This is a genomic window from Glutamicibacter arilaitensis Re117 (genome assembly GCF_000197735.1).
Lineage (GTDB): Bacteria > Actinomycetota > Actinomycetes > Actinomycetales > Micrococcaceae > Glutamicibacter > Glutamicibacter arilaitensis.
On sequence record NC_014550.1, the window covers coordinates 799878 to 819827 of the forward strand.

Annotated in this window: 16 protein-coding genes; 12 read left to right on the forward strand and 4 right to left on the reverse strand. The window is 62.2% G+C overall.

The window, feature by feature from the left end:
• Position 1 precedes the first annotated feature (1 nt).
• Genes AARI_RS04135 through sdhC form a run of 4 tightly spaced genes read right to left on the reverse strand, consistent with a single transcriptional unit; the run spans position 2 to position 3489 of the window.
• Positions 2-784: a succinate dehydrogenase iron-sulfur subunit gene (locus AARI_RS04135; protein WP_013348091.1), complete on the reverse strand. Its 783-nt coding sequence runs from the start codon at positions 782-784 to the stop codon at positions 2-4.
• Positions 784-2571 (reverse strand): succinate dehydrogenase flavoprotein subunit, encoded by a 1788-nt coding sequence (sdhA, locus tag AARI_RS04140; protein WP_013348092.1) that lies wholly within the window; start codon positions 2569-2571, stop codon positions 784-786. Before sdhA ends, AARI_RS04135 begins: the two co-directional genes overlap by 1 nt.
• A gap of 57 nt (positions 2572-2628) precedes the next feature.
• Positions 2629-3072: a succinate dehydrogenase hydrophobic membrane anchor subunit gene (locus tag AARI_RS04145; protein WP_013348093.1), complete on the reverse strand. Its 444-nt coding sequence runs from the start codon at positions 3070-3072 to the stop codon at positions 2629-2631.
• A 3-nt stretch (positions 3073-3075) separates the two neighbouring features.
• A complete protein-coding gene (gene sdhC, locus AARI_RS04150; RefSeq protein ID WP_102598273.1) occupies positions 3076-3489 on the reverse strand; it encodes a succinate dehydrogenase, cytochrome b556 subunit in 414 nt (137 codons plus the stop codon).
• 246 nt (positions 3490-3735) lie between these two features.
• Between sdhC and AARI_RS04155 the strand changes: the two genes are divergently transcribed.
• From AARI_RS04155 to AARI_RS04210, 12 genes are all read left to right on the forward strand, one after another.
• The gene (locus AARI_RS04155; protein WP_013348095.1) at positions 3736-4851 is read left to right on the forward strand and encodes a mannose-1-phosphate guanylyltransferase; all 1116 of its coding nucleotides are present in this window, start codon (positions 3736-3738) and stop codon (positions 4849-4851) included.
• A gap of 149 nt (positions 4852-5000) precedes the next feature.
• Positions 5001-7145 carry a choline BCCT transporter BetT gene (gene betT / locus AARI_RS04160; protein WP_013348096.1) on the forward strand — a complete coding sequence of 715 codons (2145 nt, stop codon included), beginning with the start codon at positions 5001-5003 and terminating at the stop codon, positions 7143-7145.
• On the forward strand, positions 7142-8668 hold the full coding sequence (locus AARI_RS04165) for an aldehyde dehydrogenase family protein (protein ID WP_013348097.1): 1527 nt from the start codon (positions 7142-7144) through the stop codon (positions 8666-8668). Before betT ends, AARI_RS04165 begins: the two co-directional genes overlap by 4 nt.
• A 23-nt stretch (positions 8669-8691) precedes the next feature.
• Complete coding sequence (locus tag AARI_RS04170) at positions 8692-10257, forward strand: GMC family oxidoreductase (protein WP_041648469.1); 1566 nt, start codon at positions 8692-8694, stop codon at positions 10255-10257.
• A gap of 146 nt (positions 10258-10403) precedes the next feature.
• Positions 10404-11600, forward strand: coding sequence for an amidohydrolase (locus AARI_RS04175; protein WP_013348099.1), 1197 nt, complete (start codon positions 10404-10406; stop codon positions 11598-11600).
• A gap of 288 nt (positions 11601-11888) precedes the next feature.
• Complete coding sequence (locus AARI_RS04180) at positions 11889-12977, forward strand: BMP family lipoprotein (RefSeq protein ID WP_013348100.1); 1089 nt, start codon at positions 11889-11891, stop codon at positions 12975-12977.
• 137 nt (positions 12978-13114) lie between these two features.
• Positions 13115-14713 (forward strand): ABC transporter ATP-binding protein, encoded by a 1599-nt coding sequence (locus AARI_RS04185; RefSeq protein ID WP_013348101.1) that lies wholly within the window; start codon positions 13115-13117, stop codon positions 14711-14713.
• Positions 14710-15915 (forward strand): ABC transporter permease, encoded by a 1206-nt coding sequence (locus AARI_RS04190; RefSeq protein WP_013348102.1) that lies wholly within the window; start codon positions 14710-14712, stop codon positions 15913-15915. Before AARI_RS04185 ends, AARI_RS04190 begins: the two co-directional genes overlap by 4 nt.
• Positions 15916-15980: 65 nt before the next feature.
• A complete protein-coding gene (locus AARI_RS04195) occupies positions 15981-17183 on the forward strand; it encodes an ABC transporter permease (protein WP_081461209.1) in 1203 nt (400 codons plus the stop codon).
• A gap of 9 nt (positions 17184-17192) precedes the next feature.
• Entirely contained in the window at positions 17193-17603 is a 411-nt protein-coding gene (locus AARI_RS04200; RefSeq protein ID WP_013348104.1) for a cytidine deaminase, read from the forward strand.
• A 43-nt stretch (positions 17604-17646) separates the two neighbouring features.
• Complete coding sequence (locus AARI_RS04205; protein WP_013348105.1) at positions 17647-18960, forward strand: thymidine phosphorylase; 1314 nt, start codon at positions 17647-17649, stop codon at positions 18958-18960.
• 283 nt (positions 18961-19243) lie between these two features.
• On the forward strand, positions 19244-19918 hold the full coding sequence (locus tag AARI_RS04210; RefSeq protein ID WP_013348106.1) for a DedA family protein: 675 nt from the start codon (positions 19244-19246) through the stop codon (positions 19916-19918).
• Positions 19919-19950 lie beyond the last annotated feature (32 nt).

A 19950-nucleotide genomic window follows, 5' to 3' on the forward strand; every position in this document is an offset into this window, starting at 1 on the left:
CTTAGACGGTGCGCGCCAGGATTGCCTGCTTAACCTCGGCGATAGCCTTGGTCACCTGGATGCCGCGTGGGCAAGCCTCGGTGCAGTTGAAGGTGGTGCGGCAGCGCCACACGCCTTCCTTGTCGTTCAGGATCTCCAGGCGCATGTCGCCTGCATCATCGCGCGAGTCGAAGATGAAGCGGTGTGCGTTCACGATCGCAGCTGGGCCGAAGTACTGGCCATCGGTCCAGAACACTGGGCACGAGCTGGTGCACGCAGCACACAGGATGCACTTGGTGGTGTCGTCGAAGATCTCGCGATCTTCAGCGGACTGGTAGCGTTCCTTGGTTGGCTCGTGGCCCTTGGAGATCAGGAATGGCATGATCTCGCGGTAGGACTGGAAGAACGGTTCCATGTCAACGATGAGGTCCTTTTCAAGGGGCAGGCCCTTGATGGCTTCAACGGTGATTGGCTTGGTGGTGTCCAGGTCCTTGAGCAGGGTCTTGCAGGCCAGGCGGTTGCGGCCGTTGATGCGCATGGCATCGGAACCGCAAACACCGTGGGCGCAGGAGCGGCGGAACGACAAGGTGCCGTCCTGTTCCCACTTGACCTTGTGCAGGGCGTCCAGCACACGGTCGGTGCCGTACATGGTCAGCTTGAAGTCTTCCCAGTATGCATCCGCGGTGGCCTCTGGGAGGTAGCGACGAACGCGCAGGGTGATGTCGAAGCTAGGGATTTCTCCGCCGCCGCCAACGCCTGGCTTCAGGTCGATCTTTGACGGTGGTTCTGGCAGTTCGGTGCTCATTAGTACTTACGCTCCATTGGCTGGTAACGGGTAAAGACCACAGGCTTGGTCTCCATGCGGATGCCCTTGATGTCTTCGGTGACAGCGTCTGCGTCACGGTAGGACATCGAGTGCTTCATGAAGTTCTCATCGTCGCGGTCTGGGAAGTCCTCGCGGTAGTGGCCGCCGCGGGATTCCTTGCGGTGCAATGCAGCAACGGTGATGACCTCGGCCAAGTCGAGCAGGAAGCCCAGCTCGATGGCTTCGAGCAGATCCAGGTTGAAGCGCTTGCCCTTGTCCTGGATGCTGATGTTCTTGTAGCGGATGCGCAGATCTTCGATCACGTCGCGCGCTTCCTTCAGCGAACGCTCGTCGCGGAATACCTGGACGTTGGCGTCCATGGTCTCCTGCAGGGTCGAACGCAGGTCCGAGACGCGCTCGGTGCCGTTGCCCGAGAGCACGCCTTCGATCTGTGCGGTGACGAATGCTTCCGGGTTCTGAGGCAGCTCGACGAAGTCGGCGGTCTTGGAGTACTCGGCAGCGGCCACGCCGGCGCGCTTGCCGAACACGTTGATGTCCAGCAGCGAGTTGGTGCCCAGGCGGTTCGAACCGTGGACCGATACACAAGCAACCTCGCCGGCAGCGAACAGGCCAGGAATGACGGTGTCATTGTCCTGCAGCACTTCGGTGTTGATATTGGTTGGCACGCCGCCCATGGCGTAGTGCGCGGTTGGGTACACAGGCACTGGATCGGTGAATGGCTCGACACCCAGGTAGGTGCGGGCGAATTCGGTGATGTCAGGCAGCTTGGATTCGATGTGCTCTGGTTCCAAGTGGGTCAAATCCAGCAGCACGTAGTCCTTGTTAGGACCGCAGCCGCGGCCTTCGCGCACTTCGTTGGCCATGGCGCGGGCCACGATGTCACGTGGTGCCAGGTCCTTGATGGTCGGTGCGTAGCGCTCCATGAAGCGTTCGCCATCCGAGTTACGCAGAATTGCGCCTTCGCCACGTGCACCCTCGGTGAGCAGGATGCCCAGGCCGGCAAGGCCTGTTGGGTGGAACTGGAAGAACTCCATGTCTTCCAGTGGCAGACCCGAGCGGAAAGCGATGGACATGCCGTCACCGGTCAGGGTGTGAGCGTTCGAGGTGGTCTTGAAGACCTTGCCCGCGCCGCCCGAAGCGAAGATGACCGACTTGGCCTGGAAGACGTGCAGTTCGCCGGTAGCCAGGTCGTAGGACACGACGCCGGCAACGCGCTTCTGCTTGTAGGCGGTGCCGTCCTCGCGGTAGGCATCCTCTTCGACCATCAGCAGGTCCAGCACGTAGTACTCGTTGTAGAACTCGACGTTGTGCTTGACGCAGTTTTGGTACAGGGTCTGCAAGATCATGTGGCCGGTACGGTCAGCTGCGTAGCAGGCGCGGCGTACGGCGGCCTTGCCGTGGTCGCGGGTGTGGCCGCCGAAGCGGCGCTGGTCGATCTTGCCCTCTGGGGTGCGGTTGAATGGGAGGCCCATCTTTTCCAGGTCCAGCACGGCGTCGATGGCTTCCTTGGCCATGACCTCTGCTGCATCCTGGTCAACCAGGTAGTCGCCACCCTTGATGGTGTCGAAGGTGTGCCATTCCCAGTTGTCTTCCTCGACGTTGGCAAGTGCTGCGCACATGCCGCCCTGGGCTGCACCGGTGTGCGAGCGGGTCGGGTAAAGCTTGGTTAGCACTGCGGTGCGTGCGCGCTGACCGGATTCGATCGCTGCGCGCATGCCTGCGCCGCCGGCACCGACGATGACTACGTCGTACTTATGTACCTGCATTCTAGATGCTCTCTTTTCTACAAAAATCTTTGTGGCTGGTGAACTGGGGAGTTCCAATTAGCACTGCGGCAGGGTGCTGCCGGCGACGCATGGGTCGAAGGTGAAGATCACCAGGGAACCAAGAACGATGATGAAGATCGTTGCGACGTACAGGATGCCCTTGAGCCAAGCACGGGTTGCGTGCTTCTCTGCGTAGTCGTTGATGATGGTGCGCACGCCGTTGGTGCCGTGCAGCATTGCAAGCCACAGCATGGCCAGGTCCCAGAACTGCCACAGCGGCGAAGCCCACTTGCCAGCGACGAAGCCGAAGCCGATGCCGGAGATGCCTTCGCCGACCATCAGGTTGGAGAACAGGTGGCCGAAGATCAAGATAACCAGTACTACGCCGGAGAGGCGCATGAACAGCCATGCCAGCATCTCGAAGCTGCCGCGGGACTTCGGTCCACGCTTGTACTTTGGATCAATGCGCTGGCTGCGGGGAGCAGGAATAGAAACGCTCATGGCTTAGTGGCCTCCGAATGCGATCGACAGGTGACGGATAGCGAAGCCTGCGAAGACGATGACCCAGAGGATCAGAACGCCCCAGAGCATCTGGCGCTGGTACTTGGTGCCCTGCTTCCAGAAGTCGACCAGGATCAAGCGCAGGCCGTTGAATGCGTGGAAGAGGATTGCTGCAACCAGACCGGTTTCACCAAGTGCCATCCACGGGGTCTGATAGGTGCTAATGATTGCGTCGTAGGCGCCGGCATCGACACGGACCATGGCCGTATCAAGCACGTGCACCAGCAAATAAAGAAAAATAACGACACCGGTGACTCGGTGTCCCACCCAGGACCACATGCCTTCATGGCCGCGGTATAGGGTGCCTGACGAAGTCTTCGACACTGAACTAAACCTCCAAGGCTCGCAACGGCGCATGTGTATATTGCACACAATGAGATTTGACGCACTTGTGCGAGCGTTCCTTGTGCGAGTCTAAACCACTAAGCCAGCTCCAATCTATTTCGTGTCTCGTTCCTGTGAGCATGTTCACCGAAAAGCGCTAATTATGCGCTAAAAGGCCGAAATTCCGCCCGTAATACCTCATGCGATGTTTTCGTATTTAATCTGTTGCACAGGTTTCAATGGACCGGATTATCCACCGAATGAATTAGTCTGGAAGGCGTGAATGCAGACCTATTAGCCCGATTCCACGGCGTGATCCCCGCCGGTGGTGTCGGTACCCGATTGTGGCCCCTCTCGCGGGCTTCCGCTCCGAAGTTTTTGCACGATCTGACCGGTTCCGGATCCACGCTGATCCGCGCCACCTATGACCGCCTGGTCCCGCTGGCCGGCGAACGCATCATGGTGGTCACCGGTCGCGCGCACCGCGGAGCCGTAGTGTCCCAGCTGCCCGAGCTGTGCGACGAGGACCTGGTCCTTGAGCCGGAGCCGCGCGATTCGGCCGCCGCGATCGGCCTGGCCGCCGCGATCCTGTACCGCCGCGACCCGAGCATCATCATGGGCTCCTTCGCCGCTGACCAGGTCATCGAGCCGGTCGAGGTGTTCCAGGCCGCGCTGAGCGAAGCGATCCACACCGCTGCGACCGGCAAGATCGTGACCATCGGGATCCATCCCACCCACCCTTCCACCGGATTCGGCTACATCCAGACCGGCCAGCCGCTGGATGTGCCCAATGCCCCTTCGGCCCGCGGGGTGGTGCAGTTCGTGGAGAAGCCCGATGAGGACACCGCGCGCAAGTACCTGGCCTCGGGCGGGTTCCTGTGGAACGCCGGCATGTTCGTGGCACCGGTGAGCCTGATGCTCCAGCACCTGGAAGCCAATGAGCCGGCACTGTACGCCGGCCTGATGAAGATCGCCGATGCCTGGGAAACCGATCAGCGCGAAACCGTGATGCGCGAAGTCTGGGCCGATCTGCCGAAGATCGCCATTGACTATGCGGTGGCCGAGCCGGCTGCTGAAGCTGGAGATGTCGCGGTGATCCCAGGGGTGTTCAACTGGGATGACGTGGGCGACTTCGCCGCGATCGGCCGCTTGAACAAGGCCAGTGCCGAGGAGGGCATCATCAACCTGGGTGGCGAATCGGTGCGCGTGTACGCGGACAGCGCGACCGGCGTGGTCTATTCGGACCGCCCGCGCGTGGTGGCCCTGGTCGGGATCGAGGATGTGGTCGTGGTGGATACCGCCGACGCGTTGCTGGTGACCACCAAGGAGCATGCGCAGAAGGTCAAGCAGACCGTGGAGGCCTTGAAGGCCGACGGCGCTACCGAGGTGCTCTAGCACAGCTTCGCCCCTGCTGGGGGAGCACGGGATGTTACTGCCCGGTATTTGCTGGGACTTCCTTTGACCTGCGCAGATATGGAATTCTAGGTGGGGTTTTGCCCTGCGGTGCTTTGGCGCCCTTGCCGGGCATTGATAGGTTGGTAGCCATGACTACGGCCAAGATCAGTTCCGAACCGTCCGAATCCGCAAAGCCCGCGCCGCCGGGCTCGCTGCCGCCGCCGGGCAAGACCCGGATCAACAAGGCAGTCTTCTACGGCTCTGCGCTGCTGGTGCTGGCCATCGCCCTGTGGGCCATTATCGACCGCGATTCCGCCAACCTGGCCATCAGCGCCGCCGTAACCTGGATTGGCCGGAACTTCGGCTGGTACTACACCCTGGTGGTCGTCGCGGTGCTCGTCTTCGTGATCGGCGTCGCGATCTCGAAGGTGGGCAAAACCCGGCTGGGCCCGGATCATTCGCGCCCGTCCTTCAACATCTTCACCTGGGCGGCAATGCTCTTCGCCGCCGGCATCGGCATTGACCTGATGTTCTTCTCGGTGGCGGAGCCGGTCACCCAATACCTGGCTCCGCCGGCCATGGAGGGATCCACCGTCGAGGCGGCCCGCCAGGCGCTGGTCTGGACGCTGTTCCACTACGGCCTGCTCGGCTGGGGCCTGTATGCGCTGGTGGGACTGGCCCTGGGCTACTTCGCCTACCGCCACAACCTGCCGCTGTCCATCCGCTCGGCGCTCTACCCGATCCTGGGCAAGCGCACCGAAGGCTGGGTGGGGCACAGCGTGGACATCGCCGCGATGCTCGGCACGATCTTCGGCATCGCCACCTCGCTGGGCATCGGCGTCGCGCAACTGAACTACGGGCTGAACTATATGTTCGGCATTCCCGAAAACCGCTCCTGGCAGATCATCCTGATCGTCGCCGCCGTGGTGATGGCGACCATCTCGGTGCTCACCGGTGTGGAAAAGGGTATCCGCCGGCTCTCCGAGCTCAACGTGCTGCTGTGCGTTGCGCTGATGCTCTTCGTGCTGATTGCCGGCTCCACCGCCTACCTGTTCGACGGCATCGTGAACAACATCGGCGACAGCCTGGCGATGTTCCCTTCGATGGCGCTGGACACCTTCGCCTACGACCGCCCCGATGAGTGGCTCAACGGCTGGACACTGTTCTTCTGGGCCTGGTGGATCGCCTGGGCGCCGTTTGTCGGCTTGTTCCTGGCCCGCATTTCCCGTGGACGCACCATCCGCCAGTTTGTCACCGGCGTGCTGGTTGTGCCTTTCGCTTTCATCCTGCTGTGGATCTCGATCTTCGGCAACAGCGCGCTGGCGATCGTCCGCTCGGGCAATCAAGCCTTTGGCGAGGTCGCGATGAACACCCCGGAACGGGCCTTCTACTCGCTGCTGGACCAGATGCCCGGCGCACCGATCACCGCGGCGATCGCCACCTTCACCGGATTGCTGTTCTACGTGACCAGCGCCGACTCCGGTGCCCTGGTGATGGCCAACTTCACCTCGCACCTGAAGGATCCGCAGTCCGACGGCTCCAAGCCGGTGCGATTGTTCTGGTCGCTGGCCACCGGCTTGCTGACCTTGGGCATGCTCTTCGTCGATGGGATCTCCACCCTGCAGGGCGCCACGGTCATCATGGGCCTGCCCTTCTCCTTCGTGCTGCTGCTGATCATGCTGGGGCTGTTCAAATCCCTGCGCATGGAATCGGCGCTGGCCGATCGCTACCGCAACAACATGCACAAGGTGCTCACCAGCCGGATGGGATCGGGCGCCGAGAAGCGCAATTGGAAGCAGCGGCTGTCCCGGGCCATGTCCTATCCTGGGCACCGCTCGGCCAAGCGCTACCTGGGGCAGGTCGCATTGCCGGCCCTACAGGAAGTCAGCGAGGAATTCACCGCCCGCGGCGCCACGGTGGCGCTGGATATCGAGCAAGTGGCCAACCTAGAGCTGAACTCGCTGGACCTGGTGGTGGAAAACGGCGCCGAACGGCCCTTCAAGTACCAGATCTATCCGGTGCAGCTGCCGGTGCCCACCTACGCCCGCGTCTCGGCCGGCACCGATGTGTACTACCGCATGGAGGTCTTCTCCCAGGAAGGCAGCCACGGCTACGACCTGATGGGGCTCACCAAGGAACAGCTGATCTGCGATGTGCTGGACCAGTATGAAGCCCACCTTGAATTCTTGGAAGCGCAAACCGAATCGGCGGCTCCCAGCCAGATCAATTCCGACGGCGCGTCCAAAACCGACTGGGAATCAGATTTCGAAACAACCCTGAAAGAGGAAGCATGAGTTCTCCGAGCAACCAGAATCCGCTCCTGCACCATGGCGCGACGCTGTTCATCGACGGCGCTTTCACGCCCGCGGCCAGCGGCGAAACCCGCACCATCAACTGCCCGGCCAATGGGGAAGCGGTGGCCACCGTTTCCGAGGCAGGGGAAGCCGATTCGATCAAGGCCATCGAAGCTGCCCGCCGCTCGTTCGATTCGGGCATCTGGTCCAGCGTGCCGGCCGCGCAGCGCGGCGACTTCCTGCTGAAAGCCGCCGAGCAGCTGGTGGCGCGCAAGGCTGAATTCGCGCTGGCCGAAACCCTGGACACCGGCAAACGCCTGGTCGAATCCGAGCTGGACATGGACGACATCATCTCCTGCTTCCGCTACTTCGGAAAGCTGGCTGGACAGGAAGCCGGCCGCGTAGTCGATGCCAACGACCCGAATGTCATCTCGCGGATCGACTACGAGCCGGTAGGCGTGGCCGCCATGATCACCCCGTGGAACTACCCATTGCTGCAGGCGGCATGGAAGATCGCTCCGGCTTTGGCCGCGGGCTGCTCCTTCGTGCTCAAGCCGGCCGAATTGACCCCGTCCACCGCGATCTTGATGATGGAGGTCCTCAAGGACCTTGGGCTGCCAGCTGGCGTGGCCAACCTGGTCACCGGCGCCGGCGCGCAGGCCGGCGCGGTGCTCTCGGAGCACAAGGACGTGGATCTAGTCTCCTTTACCGGTGGCCTGGTCACCGGGCGCAAGGTCGCCGCCGCTGCCGCTGGCACGGTGAAGAAGGTGGCCTTGGAGCTGGGCGGCAAGAACCCGAATGTGGTCTTCGCCGATGCGGACTTCGACGCTGCGCTGGATAATGCCCTCAATGGGGCGTTCGTGCACTCCGGGCAGGTCTGCTCCGCCGGCGCGCGCCTGGTCATCCACGAATCGATCGCCGAGAAGTTCGTCGACGAGCTGGTGCGCCGCGCGCAGCAGATTACCCTGGGCGGGCCTTTCGACCAGAAGGCGGAGACCGGCGCGCTGATCTCGGCAGCCCATCTGGAAAAGGTGGACGCCTATGTGCAGGCCGGCATCGCCGAGGGCGCGCGGGTGCGCTGCGGCGGACGCCGGGCCACCGAACAGGACGGCGCCGGCCTGGGCTCCGGCCATTTCTACCTGCCAACGGTCATCGACCAGGTCACCGGTTCGATGTCGGTGGCCCAGGACGAGGCCTTTGGCCCGACCATCACCGTGGAGACCTTCTCAACCGAGGATCAGGCGGTGGCCATCGCCAATGACACCATCTACGGCCTGGCTGGGGCTGTCTGGTCGCAGGATGCTGGAAAGGCCGCGCGCGTGGCCAAGCGCCTGCGCCACGGCACCATCTGGATCAACGACTACCACCCCTACCTGCCGCAGGCTGAATGGGGCGGCTTCGGCCAGTCCGGGGTGGGCCGCGAACTGGGCCCGACCGGCCTGGGCGAATACCAGGAAGCCAAGCACGTCTACCAGAATCTGAACCCGCAGGTTACCGGTTGGTTCGCACAGAAGCAAAGCTGAACGAGAAAGGGCATAGCGTGAGCATGCATAAGAAGGATTTCGACTACATCGTTATCGGCGGCGGCTCCGCCGGCGCGGCGGCAGCCTCCCGGCTGAGCGAAGACCCCTCGGTGACGGTGGCGCTGGTGGAAGCCGGTCCCGATGACCGCGGCTATGATGAGGTCCTGCAGCTTGACCGCTGGATGGAACTGCTCGAATCCGGCCTTGACTGGGACTACCCGATCGAGGAGCAGGAGAACGGCAACTCGTTCATGCGCCATGCGCGGGCCAAGGTGATGGGCGGGTGCTCCAGCCACAACTCCTGCATCGCTTTCTGGGCGCCGCGCGAGGACATCGACGAATGGGAGTCCAAGTTCGGTGCCACCGGCTGGAACTCGCAGATGGCCTACCGCCTGTACAAGAAGCTGGAAACCAATGAGGATGCCGGCCCGCAGGCGCCGCACCATGGCGATTCGGGCCCGGTGAAGCTGATGAACGTGCCGGCCAATGACCCTTGCGGCGTGGCGATCCTGGATGCCGCCGAACAAGCTGGCATCCCGCGCGCGAAGTTCAACAATGACCAGACCGTGGTCAACGGTGCGAACTTCTTCCAGATCAACCGCCTGCCAGATGGCACACGCTCCTCCTCCTCGGTGTCTTACATCCACCCGATTACCGGCCGGGAGAACTTCTTCCTGCTCACCGGGCTGCAGGCGCGCAAGCTGAATTTCGACGCGTCCAAGCGCTGCACTGGCGTCGACGTGGTGGACGGAGCCTTCGGGCGCACCTCGACCCTGAACGCGGCCCGCGAGGTCGTGGTCTCGGCCGGCGCCATCGATTCGCCCAAGCTGCTGATGCTTTCGGGTATCGGCCCGGCCGAGCACCTGGAGGAGGTCGGCGTTCAGGTGCTGGTCGACTCCCCGGGCGTGGGCGAGCACCTGCAGGACCACCCGGAGGGCGTGATCCAGTGGGAAGCGAAGAAGCCCATGGTCGAATCCTCCACCCAGTGGTGGGAGATCGGCATCTTTACCCCGACCCGCGAAGGCCTGGACCGCCCGGATCTGATGATGCACTACGGGCAGGTGCCTTTCGACATGCACACCCTGCGCCAGGGCTACCCCACCGGGGAGAATACCTTCTGCCTGACCCCGAATGTCACCCATGCGAAGTCGCGCGGCACCGTGCGCTTGCGCAGCTGCGACTTCCGGGACAAGCCGAAGGTCGATCCGCGCTACTTCACCGACCCTGAAGGCCATGACGCGAGGGTGATGACTTTCGGCATCCGCAAGGCACGCGAGATCGTCGCCCAGTCCCCAATGGCTGATTGGGCCGGCGAGGAGCAGTTCCCGGGCAAGGATGTGCAAACCGATGACCAGATCTTCGACTACCTGCGCCGCACCCACAACACCGTCTACCATCCAGCCGGTTCGGTGCGCATGGGCGCCGAAGATGATGCGATGAGTCCGCTGGATCCGCAGCTGCGGGTCAAGGGCGTGAGCGGCCTGCGGGTGGCTGATGCGTCGGTGATGCCGGAGCTGGTGACGGTTAATCCGAACATCACGGTGATGATGATCGGCGAGCGTTGCGCCGAGCTGATCCAGCAGGACTAGAGCCCTGTCGCAGGGCGGCGGCGGGCACCGGAGAACCGGGGCCCGCCGCCGCCCTGCTTCATGCGACTGTTGCACGCTGCGCGTGAACATTACGCGAAAACTGTCCTCCCGGGCCGCTGGACGAGTATCTTCAAAAGGTGTCTACCGTGAATGAAAATGGCAATGTCGCTTCCGTCGCCGAGGTCACCGAGCCGCTAGCCGAGCAACTTATCGGCTTCCGCCGGGAACTGCACCGCAACCCGGAACTGTCCTTTGCGGAGCACCAAACCACCGAGCGCATTCTCGAAACTTTGCGCGCCGCGGGCCTGTCCCCGCAGAAGATGGCGGAGACCGGAGCCTTCGTGGATATCGGCCAAGGGCCAATCCGCATTGCTTTCCGCGCCGACATCGACGCGTTGCCGGTGGTGGAAGAAACAAATCTGGAATTCGCCTCGATGACTCCGGGCGTAGCGCACGCCTGCGGCCACGACATCCACACCACCGTCATGCTCGGCGTGGCCCTGGCCTTGGGCCAGCTGGATGCCGCTGGCAAGCTCGAAGGGCGCGTGAGGGTGATCTTCCAGCCTGCCGAAGAAAAGCTTCCTGGCGGAGCGCTGTCGGTGATCGAGCAGGGATTGCTTGATGGCGTGCCGCGCGTGCTGGCGTTGCACTGCGACCCGCGGATCGACGCCGGGCACATCGGTACCCGCATTGGTGCGATCACCTCGGCCAGCGATACCATCCGCATCGAGGTCAACGGCCGCGGCGGGCATACCTCCCGTCCGCATTTGACCGAGGACATCGTTTTCGCCATGAGCCAGATCGCCACCCAGGTCCCTGCCGTGCTGGGACGCAAGGTCGATGTGCGTTCGGCCGTCTCGGTCGTGTGGGGGCAGATCCACGCTGGCAGCGTGCCCAATGCCATTCCTGCCACCGGCTACCTCGCAGGCACCATGCGCTGTCTGGACGGGGACATCTGGTATGAGGCAGGCGAATTACTGGATAGCGCGGTGCGCCAGATTGCCGCTCCGTACGGCGTGGAAATCAAGCTTCAGCACACCCGCGGGGTGCCACCGGTGGTCAACGCTCCGGCGGAGACCGCATTGATCGAGGACGCCGCGCGCCGCGAGTTCGGAGCCGAGGCCATCGAGCTGACTCCGCAGTCCATGGGCGGGGAGGACTTCGCCTGGATGACGCAGAAGGTTTCAGGGGCCATGCTTCGGCTGGGAACCCGCACCCCGGGCGGCAAAACCTATGACCTGCATCGGGGGGATTACATCCCCGACGAATCATGCATTGGCGTGGGAGTTCGAATCATGACCGCGGCAGCACTGCAGGCTGTGAGTGAGGCGAACGCCAAATAGGGCGTTGGCCACATCAAACCCGAAAGTTTTTTAACATTTCTTTGACGCTTTAACGATTCGGGCAGTGACTTGGGCATTGGCGTTAAGCGCTTGCCGTTTTGCGACCGCTTAGTTACCTGTTTGTAATCTGTATCGTCTTTACCTGTGAGATATCTCCGATAGGCTATGGAAACGATGGGAATGCTATGACTTTTGGTGTGCTCGCGTGAGGCCTAGGCAATGAAGCCTTGCACGGGAGTCAGGTGTCTTGCCTCCCGCATTATCTCGCACGATTTTTTGGAGGAACAGATGCGCTTCGTATCGCGCAAGACCGGCGTGGCAGCTGCCATGCTCGGCATCTCAGCATTGGCTTTGAGCGCCTGCGGCGCTGCACCGGAAGAGTCCAGCTCGGATGGCCAGTTCAAGGACTTCGTCGGCTGCATCGTTTCCGACTCCGGCGGCTTCGATGACCAGTCCTTCAACGAGTCCTCGCACCGCGGCCTGATGAACGCCAAGGAAGATCTGGGCATCCAGGTCAAGACCGCAGAATCCAAGTCCAACGCGGACTTCACGACCAACCTCAACGGGATGGTCACCGCAGGCTGCGACCTGACCGTAACCATCGGATTCCTGCTCGGTGACGCGACTGCTGAAGCGGCCGCTGCCAACCCGGACAAGAACTTCGCGATCGTCGACTTCCAGTACGAGAAGCCGATCGAAAACGTCAAGCCGATCATCTATGACACGGCCCAGGCTGCTTACCTGGCAGGCTACGCAGCAGCGGCTGCCTCGAAGACCGGCACCGTTGCCACCTTCGGCGGCATCCAGATCCCAACCGTGACCATCTTCATGGACGGCTTCGCTGACGGCGTTGACAAGTTCAACGAAGACAAGGGCAAGGACGTCAAGCTGCTGGGTTGGAACAAGGACAAGCAGAACGGTACCTTCTCCGGCGACTTCGAGAAGCAGGATAAGGGCAAGCAGATCACCAAGAACTTCATCGCTTCCGGCGCTGACGTGATCATGCCTGTAGCCGGCCCAGTGGGCAAGGGCGCTGGCGCTGCAGTAGTTGAAGCCAACAAGTCCGGCAAGGAAGCCAAGCTTGTTTGGGTTGACTCTGATGGCTTCCTGACCGCTCCTGACTACAAGGACGTCATGCTGACTTCGGTCATCAAGACCATGGACACCGCGGTTGAGGACGTTCTCCGCACCGACGCCGAAGGCAACTTCGACTCGACCCCATACGTAGGTACCTTGGAAAATGAGGGCGTTGCACTGGCACCGTTCCACAACTTCGACGAGGAAATCGGCGAAGAAACCAAGAGTGAGATCGAAGCTTTGAAGCAGCAGATCGTCTCCGGTGAGCTGAAGATCGATTCGGCTTCCAGCCCTAAGTAGGTCTAGGCAAACTAGTCATGGAGCGCGTCACCGCTCGCCGCACTACAGCGGTGGGCAGGTGACGCGCTTTATGCCTGCCTGAGGGCCAAACCTGCACGCAAGAACCTCGCCAAACGAACAATGAAGATGGTGGAATCGTGAAACTCGAACTACGAGGAATCTCGAAAGCCTTCGGTTCTTTCTACGCCAATAAAGATATCGACCTCGTAGTCGATGACGCCCAGATTCACTGTCTGCTCGGCGAAAACGGTGCTGGAAAGTCCACGCTTATGAACGTGCTCTACGGTCTGTACCAACCGACCGAGGGCCAAATTCTGCTGGACGGCAAGCCCGTCGAGTTCTCCGGACCAGGCGACGCCATGGCCGCTGGCATCGGCATGGTGCACCAGCACTTCATGCTGGTTCCGGTATTCACCGTGGCTGAGAACATTGCCTTGGGCGCAGAGACCACCAAAGCCGGCGGCATGCTGGATTTGCAGGTCACTCGCAAGAAGATCCGCGAAATCTCGGATCGCTACGGCTTTGACGTAGACCCCGACGCAGTAGTTGAAGATCTGCCCGTCGGCGTGCAGCAGCGCGTGGAAATCATCAAGGCCCTGGTGCGCGATGCGCGCATCCTGATTCTCGATGAGCCAACTGCGGTGCTGACCCCGCAGGAAACCGACGAGCTGCTGGACATCATGCGCCAGCTCAAGGCCAACGGCACCTCGATCGTCTTCATTTCGCACAAGCTGCGCGAAGTGCGAGCCGTCTCCGATGTGATTACCGTGATCCGCCGCGGCGAAGTCATCGACTCGGTTTCCCCGGAATCTTCCACCACCGAGCTGGCCAACCTGATGGTGGGCCGCGCGGTGGAGCTGAACCTGCACAAGGAGGCGGCGACCCCGGGCGCCGCCGCACTTGAGGTCAGCAACCTCAGCGTGGTCAACGCAGCGGGCTCCACCACCTTGGACTCGGTTTCCTTCACCATCCACGAAGGCGAAATCCTTGCCGTGGCAGGCGTGCAGGGCAACGGCCAGACCGAATTGACCGAAGCCATTCTGGGCACCCAGCCGGTAACCGGTGGTTCGGTCAAGCTCGCTGGCAAGGAACTGGTGGGCAAGTCGGTCAAGCAGATCCTGCGTTCGGGCCTCGGCTTCGTTCCCGAAGACCGTTCGGTGCACGGACTGGTCACCCAGTTCTCCATTGAGGAGAACCTGGTGCTGGACCTCTACGACCGCCCGCCATTCGGCAAGGGCATCTCGATGAACCTGGCGGCGATCAAGAAGAACGCCACGCAGCAGATCGAGGGCTTCGACGTGCGTACGGACAACCCCTTGAACCCAGCTTCCAGCCTCTCGGGCGGCAACCAGCAGAAGGTTGTCATGGCCCGCGAGCTGAGCCGTGATTTGAAGCTGTTCATCGCTTCGCAGCCAACCCGTGGCGTGGATGTGGGATCCATCGAATTCCTGCACCGCCGCATCGTCGCCGAACGCGACAAGGGCACCCCGGTGATGATCGTGTCCACCGAGCTGGACGAAGTCATGGAACTGGCCGACCGCATCGCGGTGCTCTACAAGGGCAAGATCAACGGCATTGTGCCGGGGGATACCTCCCGTGAAGTATTGGGCCTGATGATGGCCGGCGTTTCGCAGGAAGAAGCTCTGGCCCAGGCCGACTTCACCAAGGCGGACAATGAGCCGGTTGAAGCCAAGCCAGTTAGCGAGCAGGACAACCAGGAAGGAGAAGCGCAGTGAGCGAGAAAGCACCTGTGGTTCCCGAATCCGGCAAGCAGGGCAATGACCTGCTGCGCCAGATCACCCAGGGACCGGGCCTGGTCTCGATCCTCGGCGTCATCGTCGCCCTGGTCATCGGCGGCCTGCTGATTGCAGTGACCGATGAGAAGGTCGGCGAAACCGCCGGCTACCTCTTCGCCCAGCCGTCGGCCTTCTTCAGCGAGTTCTGGCGTGCGGCCACCGAAAGCTACGTGGCCCTGTTCAACGGCTCGATCTACAACTCCTCCCAGGGCTTCAAGCCGTTCTTGGAGACCCTGACCGTTTCCACCCCGCTGATTTGCGCCGGCCTGGGCGTGGCCGTGGCCTTCCGTGCCGGACTGTTCAACATCGGTGCCCAGGGCCAGATCATCATCGGCTCGGTACTGGCCGCCTACATCGGCTTCGCCTGGCATCTGCCGCTGGTCCTGCACCTGCTGCTGGTGATCGTCTTCGGCCTGCTCGGCGGTGCGATCTGGGGCGGCCTGGTAGGCCTGCTCAAGGCCAAGACCGGCGCCCACGAAGTGATCCTGACGATCATGTTCAACTACGTGGCCGTGTACCTCATCGAATTCTTGATGAACACCCAGGCATTCCGCCGCCCAGGGGAAACCAACCCGATCTCCCCGATCCTGGACCCCTCGGCGGTGTTCCCGGCCATCCCGGGCTCGCGCCTGCACCTGGGCTTCGTCATGGCAGTGCTGCTGGTCATCCTGATTTCCTGGATGTTCAAGCGCTCCACCGTGGGCTTCGAATTCCGCGCAGTGGGGCATAACCCTGAAGCCGCGCAAACCGCCGGCATCAACGTCGCCCGCACCACCATCCTCGCGATGGCCCTGGCCGGCGCGCTGGCTGGCGCTGCCGGTGTGGCGCAGGTTGCCGGTACCGAAAAGGTGCTCACCGCCGGCATCGCCGGTTCGCTGGGCTTCGATGCGATCACCGTAGCCCTGCTGGGCCGCTCCACCCCATGGGGCACCTTCTTCGCCGGCTTGCTCTTCGGTGCATTCCAGGCCGGTGCCGTGAACATGCAGATCACCACGGGCACGCCGATCGACATTGTTTCGGTGGTGCAGTCGCTGATCGTGCTGTTCATCGCCGCACCGCCATTGGTCAAGGCCCTCTTTGGCATGAATCGCAAGAAGAAGCGCAGCTCCAAGCTCGAACCAACTAAGGCAGGTGCCAAGTGACCACTTCGACCTTGCAACCGGCAATTAACGTCTTGCCGTCCAAGAAGACCCCGATCATCCTTTCGATGATCGCAGTCATCGTTTTCTTCAGCTTCGGCTTGCTGGGCAACGACCAGAGCGCGCACTTCACGCTGGATAGCGCCGGCGACGCCTTCACGTTGCCGGAACTGGTCTTCCCGGGCCGCATCACCAACATCGTGTTCGGCGTACTGCTGCTGGCCTTGGCCGCCTACTCATGGATGCAGCGCAAGCAGGGCAAGATGCTGGCCACCTGGATGGTGGCCGTAGCCGCAGTCCTGTTCGTGCTGGGCTTCCTGATCTGGGTAGTCTCCGGGGCGAACATCAACAGCATCTCGCTGGCCAGCTTGCTGGCCGGTGGCGTGGTGCTGGCAGTGCCGCTGGTCTTCGGTTCGCTTTCGGGCGTGCTGTGCGAACGTGCTGGCGTGGTCAACATCGCCATCGAAGGACAGCTGCTTGGCGGCGCCTTCACTGCCGCCCTGGTGGCCTCGCTGACCAAGAACGCCTTCGCAGGGCTGATCGCCGCTGGCCTGGCCGGTGCGCTGGTCTCGCTGGTGCTGGCGATCTTCTCGATCAAGTACCTGGTCAACCAGATCATCGTCGGCGTGGTCTTGAACGTGCTGGTATCGGGCATCACCGGCTTCCTGTTCACCACCGTGATGCAGGAAGACCCGGAGCGGTTCAACTCGCCAGCGCACCTGCCAGTGATTGACATCCCGCTGCTCTCCTCGATCCCGGTCATCGGCCCGATCCTCTTCAAGCAGTCGGTCATCGGCTACCTGATGTACCTGGCCGTCTTCCTGGTCTGGTTCGGATTGTTCAAGACCAAGTGGGGCCTGCGCGTACGCGCCGTGGGCGAGCACCCGAAGGCAGCGGACACCCTGGGCATCAAGGTCAACTCAATCCGCTTCTGGAATGTGACCCTCGGCGGCATCGTGGCCGGTATCGGCGGGTCCTTCTTCACCCTGGTGGCCATCGATTCCTTCACCAAGGAGATCTCCGGCGGACGCGGCTTCATCGCGCTGGCCGCGGTGATCTTCGGACGCTGGAACCCGATCGGCGCCTTCTTGGCTGCCCTGCTCTTCGGCTTTGCAGATAACCTGCAGGTCATCCTCACCATCATCGGCACTCCGGTGCCAAGCCAGTTCATGGCGATGATGCCTTACCTCGTCACGATCTTCGCGGTGGCCGGCCTGGTGGGACGCTCACGCGGACCAGCGGCTGCGGGCGAACCGTATGTGAAGGAATAGCGTAAAACGATGAATGCCAACAACGCGCCGTGGCCACAGCTTGAAGCTGCGGCCGCGGCCGCGCTGTCTCAGGCCTACGCGCCCTACTCGAATTTCCGGGTGGGGTCAGCGGCACTGACCAGCGACGGCCGCCTGATATCCGGCTGCAATGTAGAAAACGCCGCCTACGGGGTCACCCTGTGCGCCGAATGCGCCATGATCGGCCAGCTGTTCGCCACCGGCGGGGGCACCTTGGAGCACTTCGTGTGCTTCGGCCAGCTTGAAGACGGGGCCATGGAGCTGATCACCCCGTGCGGCCGCTGCCGCCAGCTGCTCTTCGAGCACCGTGGTGCAGCCCTGCAGATCAAGACCGCCCGCGGGATCGTGGGCATCAACGACTTGCTTCCCGATGCTTTCGGGCCGCAGAACCTCAACGCCTAGCGCCGGAGCACACCGGCCAACAGCAGAACGGAAGGTGCCGCACATGGCTACCGAGCAATTCAGTGCCGTCGAGGTCATCCGCGCCAAGCGCGATGGCCAAGTACTGGGCAACGAGATGATCGACTGGACCATCGACGCCTACACCCGCGGGGCCATCGCCGAAGAGCAGATGTCCGCCTTGAACATGGCCATCTACTTCCAGGGCATGAACCGCAGCGAGATCTCGCGCTGGACCAACGCGATGATCAACTCCGGAGAACGCATGGACTTCTCCACCCTTGCAGACCCTTCGGGCAAGCACCTGGCCACCACCGACAAGCACTCCACCGGTGGCGTGGGGGACAAGATCACCTTGCCCCTGGCACCGCTGGTCGCCAGCTTCGGCGTGGCCGTCCCGCAGCTCTCGGGCCGCGGACTGGGCCACACCGGCGGCACTTTGGACAAGCTCGAAGCCATCCCGGGCTGGAAGGCTGAGTTGTCCAACGAAGCGCTGTTCGACCAGCTCTCCACCGTCGGCGCGGTCATTTGCGCAGCTGGCACCGGACTGGCCCCGGCAGATAAGAAGCTGTACGCGCTGCGCGATGTCACCGCGACCGTGGAAGCGATCCCGCTGATCGCCTCCTCGATCATGAGCAAGAAGATCGCCGAAGGCACCGGCACCCTGGTGCTGGATGTGAAGGTCGGTTCCGGCGCGTTCATGAAGGACGAGGCCATGTCCCGCGAGCTGGCCGAAACCATGGTGAACCTGGGCACCGATGCCGGGGTGAACACCGTGGCGCTGCTGACCAATATGGAAACCCCGCTGGGGTTGACTGCAGGCAACGCGATCGAGGTCGAGGAATCCGTCGAGGTCCTGGCCGGCGGCGGGCCGCAGGACGTCATTGAGCTGACCGTGGCGCTGGCTACCGAGATGCTGGCTGGTGCCGGAATCAAGGATGTCGATGTTGCCGGTGCGCTGAAGAACGGCCAGGCCATGGACGTGTGGCGCAAGATGATCGCTGCCCAGGGCGGCGACCCGGATGCCAAGTTGCCGGTGGCCAAGGAATCGCACACCGTGGTGGCACCTGCCGAGGGCGTGCTGCTCAAGCTGGATGCCATGGACATCGGCTTGGCCGCCTGGACCTTGGGCGCGGGCCGTGCCCGCAAGGAAGACAGCGTCCAGGCGGGCGCGGGCGTGCGCATGCATGTGAAGCCAGGAGCCTTGGTGCGCCGTGGCGAGCCTATTGCCACGTTGCTGACCGATACCCCGGAAAAGATGGAGCGCGCCATTGAACTGGTCCAGCGAGCCATCATGGTCGGTTCGGCCGATGACCGTCCGGACACCCGCCTGATCTTGGATCGCATCGCGGCCAAGTAGGCAATTGCTGCTTGAATTTTGGAGCTGGGAGACACTTCGTTGTGTCTCCCAGCTTCTTTTTGCCCGACTGCCACCGAGGCCGCTGCCGGAACTAGAAGTTCACAGCAAGTTCCCGGGAACCATAATGACGTAGTCAATCGTTAGTTAGTCATCTCCTACTGCGGTCGTGGATGAGAACTGTCCACATGGCTACGAAAGTAGGATGCGCGCAAGGTAGTTCTCGAGCGAAGATGGATGAACACTGAGCGCAACTGACGCTTCGGGAAAGTAGATGTAAGCACGCATGGAATTAGTCAATGAAGCAATTACGCAGGCTGCCAGCGCATGGTGGATCTTGCCGCTGTTGTTTCTGTTTTGCATGATAGATGCGATATTCCCTGTCGTACCGAGCGAATCATTCTTGGTTTCCCTCGCTGCAGTAGGGGTTCACACCGGAGTTCCCAACCTGGTTCTCATTGGCTTGCTGGGAGCCGGTGGTGCCTTGCTCGGCGACCAGATCACCTTCGCGATCGGGCGCAAGATCGGTTCCCGGGGATTCAAGTGGATGCGCGGTAAACGGGCGCAGCGAGTACTCAAATACGCTGAGAAAAAACTTGCAACCTCCGGAGCACTGCTCATTTTCACCGCCCGGTACATCCCTATTGGCCGCGTCGCAGTGAACCTGACGGCAGGCGCCACCGGTTTCAGCCACAAGCGCTTCACCATCTTCGACACCATCGGGGTGCTCACCTGGGCGGCCTATTCCATCAGCATCGGCGCGATGGCTGGAAACTGGATGCACGACAACAAGCTGCTGGGAATCATCGTCTCCATCGTCATCGCTGTGGTGCTGGGATTCATCATCGACCGGATCGTCAGCTGGGTGCTTGGACGCATGCATCGCCATGCCGATGCGCGCAAGGAACACACCGGAGAACTGCTTCGGCAGACGGTGCCACCGGCCCCGCAAGAGCGTTAACCTGCCGTGTTGATCAGGCTCACACCACAGCT